At 52.7% G+C, this 220-nt stretch carries 1 rRNA gene; it reads right to left on the bottom strand.

The features are described from left to right. Positions 1-220: ribosomal RNA gene (locus MFP24_RS00025) — 23S ribosomal RNA — on the bottom strand; the annotation flags it as partial.

The following is a 220-nucleotide window of genomic DNA, read 5'->3' as shown; positions in this document are numbered from 1 at the left end:
GCTTAGAGGCTTTTCCTGGAAGCGTAGCATCGGTTACTTCATCACCGTAGTGACTCGTCATCACGCCTCAGTGTTAACGGTGTTCCGGATTTTCCAAAAACACCCACCTTCACGCTTAAACCGGGACTACCGTCGCCCGGCCAACCTAGCTTTCTCCGTCCCCCCTTCGCAGTAACAACCAGTACGGGAATATTAACCCGTTTCCCATCGACTACGCCTT

The organism is Brenneria tiliae (assembly GCF_023347575.1).
Lineage (GTDB): Bacteria > Pseudomonadota > Gammaproteobacteria > Enterobacterales > Enterobacteriaceae > Brenneria > Brenneria corticis.
Note: the sequence above shows the minus strand (reverse complement) of the source record. Positions and strands in the feature narration are given on the sequence as shown.